Annotated in this window: 5 protein-coding genes; all 5 read right to left on the minus strand. The window is 73.4% G+C overall.

Going from position 1 to position 6,043, the window contains the following annotated elements; all coding sequences use genetic code 11:
• Positions 1-418 precede the first annotated feature (418 nt).
• Positions 419-592: a hypothetical protein gene (locus IF99_RS34530; protein ID WP_199806587.1), complete on the minus strand. Its 174-nt coding sequence runs from the start codon at positions 590-592 to the stop codon at positions 419-421.
• A gap of 100 nt (positions 593-692) precedes the next feature.
• A complete protein-coding gene (locus IF99_RS0129695) occupies positions 693-1,556 on the minus strand; it encodes an SDR family oxidoreductase (RefSeq protein WP_031001453.1) in 864 nt (287 codons plus the stop codon).
• A gap of 68 nt (positions 1,557-1,624) precedes the next feature.
• A complete protein-coding gene (locus tag IF99_RS0129700; RefSeq protein WP_051703764.1) occupies positions 1,625-2,740 on the minus strand; it encodes an alpha/beta fold hydrolase in 1,116 nt (371 codons plus the stop codon).
• Positions 2,737-4,305 carry a flavin-containing monooxygenase gene (locus IF99_RS0129705; protein ID WP_031001457.1) on the minus strand — a complete coding sequence of 523 codons (1,569 nt, stop codon included), beginning with the start codon at positions 4,303-4,305 and terminating at the stop codon, positions 2,737-2,739. The genes IF99_RS0129700 and IF99_RS0129705 overlap by 4 nt, the downstream gene beginning before the upstream one ends.
• 1,127 nt (positions 4,306-5,432) lie before the next feature.
• A complete protein-coding gene (locus tag IF99_RS0129710; protein ID WP_031001459.1) occupies positions 5,433-5,936 on the minus strand; it encodes a peptidylprolyl isomerase in 504 nt (167 codons plus the stop codon).
• Positions 5,937-6,043 lie beyond the last annotated feature (107 nt).

Genomic DNA, 6,043 nt, shown 5'->3' on the forward strand with positions numbered 1-6,043 from the left:
GGAAGGGGGGGGGGGGGGGGGGGGGGGGGGGGGGGGGGGGGGGGCACGCTGCCAAGGCGGCGGAGCCAAGCAGAGGGGGGCACAGCGCACCGAGTTGACCAAGAAGGCCCCGAGCCCGCGGCCCACGTCGGGGCCTCATCCGGCCGGTCTCCGCCCGTCTCCGCCCGTGCTGTCACTCCGGTCCCGTGACGTCGGCCGGGCGGGACAGAACGTTCGTTCTTGCCAGCCCCGCCTCCGTCCCCGGCCGCCCTCAACACGCGTGAAGCGCGATGAGACAGAACGATCGTTACGCCCACCCACGCATCCCCCGAGCCAACCCACGCACGAGGGCGGCGGCGGACCGTCCCGGCCCACCGCCGCCCTCCACCGCGCCGAGCCCGCGCGCTCTCGCGCTCACGCGCACCGCGCGGGACCGGCGTCACCTGTCGTCGTCGTGGCCCATCTTCCCCCGCAGGTCGTCGGCCCTGTCCTGGCCCGTCTCGCGGGCCTGGTCCGAGGTGTCGGACGACTTCTCGGACGCCTGGTCCTTGGCGTCCTTCGCCTTCTGCTTGAGCTGCTCGGCCTTGTCCTGGAACTGGTCCTTGATGCCCATGTAGCTCTCACTCCTCAAGAGGGGTGGGGGGAGAGAAGGGGGCGCCCCTGACGAACGCCCCGTCCCAGCCTGGCACGGGCGGACCGGCCCCGCATGTCGATCAGACGCCGCCCCTGCTCCGCTCGTCGGCCGCCCCGCCCGCCCCCACCAGGCCCTTCGGCACCTGCGCGAGCCGCTCCCCGAACCGGCCGACCTCGTGCGCCCCGACCGTCCCGATGAGCATCGGCAGCGCGCCCCGCACCGACTGCATGTGCCGCAGCCACCACTGCCCGTACACGTGCGCCGAGCGCCGCTCGATGCCGTGCAGGATGCGGTCCACGGCGGGGCTCAGCGGGTACGTCTTGTTGGCGGGCCACGGGAGCCGGGAGCGCAGTTCGCGCATGACGTCGTCCTGGTCCGCGCCGCGCACCATGTCGGTGTCGGTCCAGCTCAGGTACGCCACGCCGACCTTCACGCCGAGGTGCCCGACCTCGGCGCGCAGGCAGTGCGCGTACGCCTCGACCCCGGACTTCGACGCGCAGTACGCGCTCATCATCGGGGCCGGCGTGACGGCGGCGAGCGAGGCGATCTGGAGCAGGTAGCCACGGCTCTCGGCGAGCAGCGGCAGGAAGGCGCGCGCGGTCGCCGCCGCGCCGAGGAGGTTCACCTCGATCACGCGCCGCCAGGAGTCGGGGTCGGAGTCCATGAAGGGCCCCCCGGTCGCGACCCCGGCGTTGGCGACGACGATGTCCACCTTCCCGAAGCGTTCCTTCACCTCGGCGGCGACCTGGGTCATCGCGGCCTGGTCGGTCACGTCCGCGTACCAGTGGTCGCTGTCCGCGTACAGCCGCGTGGAGAGGTCCTTGAGCGCCTCGGGCTCCAGCCCCACGAGCGCGACGCGAACCCCGTGCGCCGAGAGCTTGCGCGCGAGCAGCTCGCCGACCCCGCGCGCGGCCCCGGTGACGACGGCGACCTGGCCCTCCAGGGGCCCGGGGCGGCGACGGCGCTCGGAGCGCGAGGTGAGAGTGCGGCCGGTGCCGGGCTGCTGGGGGCTCATGCGGACTCCTTGGCGGTCTTGGCGGCGCGGTTGGCGCGGGACTCGGCGGGCGACTCGGCGGCGGGCGCGGCAGAGGACTCGGCGGCGGGCTTCGCGGTGCCTGCCGCACCGGAGGCGCCGGACCCGGCAGCGGCACCGACGGCCTCGGGGGCGTCGGCCGGGGCCGCCTCCCTGGCCTCCCCGGACGTCGCCACCACGTACGTCGTCACGAGGTCGCGTATCAGCCCCGTCACGGCCGCCGGGCCCTCCATCGGCGTCATGTGGCCCAGCCCCGGCAGGGTCGTGAGCCCGAGCGAGTGCGGCAGCGACTCGTCCATGAGGCGGGCATGCACGGGCGGCGTGAGCTTGTCGGCCGAACCGACGACGACGGCCGTGGGCGCCTCGATCGCGCGCAGCCCCGCCTCCTCGTCGAAGGCGTCGAGGACGCGCGACCAGCCGTAGCGCACGGGGCTCGGGCAGGCGTGCACGATCCGCGCGCAGGCGTCGACCTGCTCAGGGCTCGCCCCCGGCCCCATCACCCCGTACTTGAGCACCTTCCTGCCGAGCGGTGTGACGGGCCCGAGCGGCGCGCGCACCCCGAGCACCGCGCCGGTGAGCCGCCTGCGGAGGGGGCTCTTCGGCAGGGGGAGGACGCTCGCCTCGCCGACGAGCCGGGCCGGTCCGGTGGAGCAGAGCAGCACGGCGGCGGCGTGCTCGCGGAAGGCGGGACGCTCGGCGGCGGCCATGAAGGTCATACCGCCCATCGAGTGCCCGGCGAGCACGGCGGGTTCGCCGGGGGCGAGCGTCGCTTCCAGCACCGCTTCGAGGTCGTCGGCGAGCGCCTTCGGGCTGTAGCCGAGGGGGCCGGGCGGGGCGGGACTGCGACCGTGGCCGCGCTGGTCGTAGGCGATGACGCGGTGATCGGGGGCGAGCGCGCGTATCTGCGCGGCCCAGAAGGCGATCGAGCACGTCCAGCCGTGCGCGAGCACGACGGCCGGGGCGTCCTCGGGGCCGAAGACCTCCACGTGCACGGGCGAACCGTCCGCCGAGACGACGCGCGGTTCGCTCACGGGCGTGGGCGGCACGTACGTACCGCGCACGGCGTGGCCGGGGTTGCTCAGCAGCGGGCTCATGCGGCCGCCACCTCCTTCGCGTCCTTCGTGTTCTTCGCCGTACGGGTGGTGGCTGCCGCGCCGGGCACGGAGCCCGCGCGCGGGGGCCGCAGCACCTCGTACTCCAGGAGGTCCACGCGCCGGGTCGCGGCGCGGAACTCGGCCGTCGTACCGGGCCAGATGGTCGTGTTGCGCCCCGAGGCGTCGAGATACCAGCTCGTGCACCCGCCGGTGTTCCACACCGTGCGCTCCATACGGGTCTGGACCCGCTCGTTCCAGGCGTCGACCGAGGCGGGGCGCGGGTCGAGCGCGGTCCCGGGGCCGAGCACGTCGAGCTGGCGGAGGTAGTCGGCGAGGTAGTTCAGCTGGGCCTCGATCATGAGGATCATCGAGGAGTTGCCGAGGCCGGTGTTGGGGCCGATGACCGTCATGAAGTTCGGGAAGCCGCTCGCGGTCGCGCCGCGCAGCGCGGCCATGCCGTCCTTCCAGCTCTCGGCGAGCGTGTGCCCGTCCGCGCCCACGACGCGCTCGGCGATCGGCATGTCCGTCACATGGAAGCCCGTGCCGAAGACGATCGCGTCGGCCTCGGCGGTCGAACCGTCTGCGGCGACCAGGGTGTTGCCCCGGATCTCGCTGAGCCCGGAGGCCACGAGGTCCACATTCGGCCGCGCGAGGGCGGGGTAGTAGGCGCTGGAGAGCAGGATGCGCTTGCACCCGATGCGGTACGAGGGCGTCAGCTTCGCCCGCAACGCCGGGTCCTTGATGGCCCGGTGCATGTTCGCCTTCGCCAGGCGTTCCACGAGCCCGAGTTCGTCGGGCCGCTTCGTGAACGCCTGCACCTGGAGCTCGCGGATGCCCCACAGCGCCGCGCGGCGGGCGGCCGTCGTGAAGGGCAGCGCACGGTGCAGCCGCCGCTCCAGGCCGCTCACCTGGCGGTCCATCCGGGGCATGACCCAGGGGGGTGTGCGCTGGAAGAGCGTGAGCCGCTCGACGTCCGGCTGGATGGCGGGGACGATCTGGATCGCGGACGCGCCCGTACCGATCACCGCGACCCGCTTGCCGCGCAGGTCGTAGTCGTGGTCCCAGCGCGCCGAGTGGAAGACCTTGCCGGGGAACGTGTCGAGCCCCGGGAAGTCCGGGATCTTCGGATCGGAGAGCGGGCCGGTCGCCGAGACGACGACATCGGCGGTGTACGGGCCCGAGGCCGTGTCCAGTTCCCAGCGCATCCGCTCGCCGTCCCAGCGCATGCGCCGCACCTCGCTGTCGAAGCGCAGGTGCGGGCGGAGGCCGAAGGTGTCGGCGACGCGTTCCAGGTAGGCGCGGATGTGCGGCTGACCCGAAAAGGTGCGCGGCCACTCGGGGTTGGGCGCGAAGGAGAAGGAGTACAGGTGCGAGGGCACGTCGCAGGCGCAGCCCGGGTACGTGTTGTCGCGCCAGGTCCCGCCGACGGAGCCCGAACGCTCCAAAACGACGAAGTCGGTCACCCCCTCGCGCCGCAGCCGCACGGCAGCGCCGAGCCCTCCGAACCCCGAACCGACCACGGCCACCCGCACATGGGTGCTGCTGCTTGTCTTCGTCTTCGCCATCGAGCCGCCTCCCGCACTCTCCCGACGATGCTGCCAGCAATCACTGGCACGGTTGGAGCGTAGAACAGACCCGTACTCATGGGTAGGGGTCGGACCGGACTTGTTACCGCCGGTACGAAACCCCCGCCGATGCCGACGCGGCCGGCCTCCCGGCCGGGGAACGGAACACCGAAGGGTCCCGGAGGCGACGGAGGTTGGGGCAGAGGACCGTCCGGCGGCGGGAGCCACCCGGCTCCGGCGGAGGACCGCGCGGCGGAAGGGGCCATGCGGCGGCGGGGGTTGGCGGCGGCGACGGGGGGCGCCCGGCGGGAGGCCGTCCGGCGGTCGAGGGCGCCCGGGTGACGGAGAAGGCCGCCCGGCGGAGGAGGAAGCCATCCAGCAGCGGAGGTCGGTGGCGGTGGAGGCCCCTCGGCGGAGGAGGCAGCAGGCTGTCGGCGGCGGAGGTCACCCGGTGGTGAGGGAGGCCATGCGGCGGAGGAGATCGTCGGCAGCCACCCCGGCGGAGGAGAGGTCATGTGGTGGTGGAGAAGGGCCACCCGGTGGCAGCGGAGGACCCCCGGCAGAGGAGGTCGCCCGGCGGAGGAGGAAGCCATCCAACAGCGGAGGTCGGTGGCTGTGGAGGCCACTCGGCGGAGGAGGCCGGAGGCCGCCAGTGGCGAAGGTCGCCCGGTGATGAGGGAGACCATGCGGCGGAGGAGAGGTCATCCGGCAGAGGAGGCCACCCGACGGTGGCAGAGGCCGTCCGACGGCGGGGGGCGCCCGGTGACGGAGGAGGCCACCCGGCGGTGGACGTCGCCCTGTGCCGGCGGAAGGCGCCCGGCGGCGGAGACCACCCGGCAAAAACGCCGACCGACGCGGGAGGCCGCCCGGTAGTGGAGGCCGGAGGCCATCGGCGGCGGAGGTCGCCCTGTGGCCGGCGGAAGGCGCCCGGCGGTGGAGGCCAGCCGGCGAAAAACGCCGACCGACGCGGGAGGCCACCCGGCAGCGGAGGCGCCCGCAAACGGCGAGGCGCCCCCGGCAGCCCGGAAGGCGCCCAGGCAGGTAGTGCGGGCAGAAACGACGAGGGGCGGGCAGGCACCTATGCCCACCCGCCCACCACCACGCCCGACGGCGCGAGGTGACCGCCGTCAGCCGACGAGCTCCGCCCGCTCGATAACCACGTCGTCCTTCGGCACGTCCCGCATCCCGTTCCTGATCCCGGTCGGCACCACCCTGATCTTGTCGACCACGTCCCGCCCCTCGACGACCTCACCGAAGACCGCGTATCCCCAGCCCTGCGCGTGCTTGCCGCTGTGGTTGAGGAAGTCGTTGTCCGCGACGTTGATGAAGAACTGCGCCGTCGCCGAGTGCGGGTCGTTCGTACGGGCCATCGCCACGGTGTACGTGTCGTTCGTCAGCCCGTTGTCCGCCTCGTTCTGCACGGCGGCCCGCGTCGGGCGCTGCACCATCTTCGTGTCGAAACCGCCGCCCTGGACCATGAAGTTGTCGATGATCCGGTGGAAGATCGTCCCGTCGTAGTGCCCGTCCTTGACGTACTGGACGAAGTTCGCCACCGTCTGCGGCGCCTTCTCCTCGTCGAGCGCCAGCACGATGTCCCCACGGTTCGTGGTCAGCTTCACCTGCGTCGTCATACGATTCTCCTTCGGTGCAACTAGAACAATCCCCGCATTGTGCCAGCGCCGGGGCGGGGCCCCCTCCCCCCTCCCCCACCCCCCCCCCCGCCACCCCACCGCCCCGC

The sequence above is a fragment of the Streptomyces sp. NRRL F-5630 genome, assembly GCF_000719475.1.
Taxonomy (GTDB): domain Bacteria; phylum Actinomycetota; class Actinomycetes; order Streptomycetales; family Streptomycetaceae; genus Streptomyces.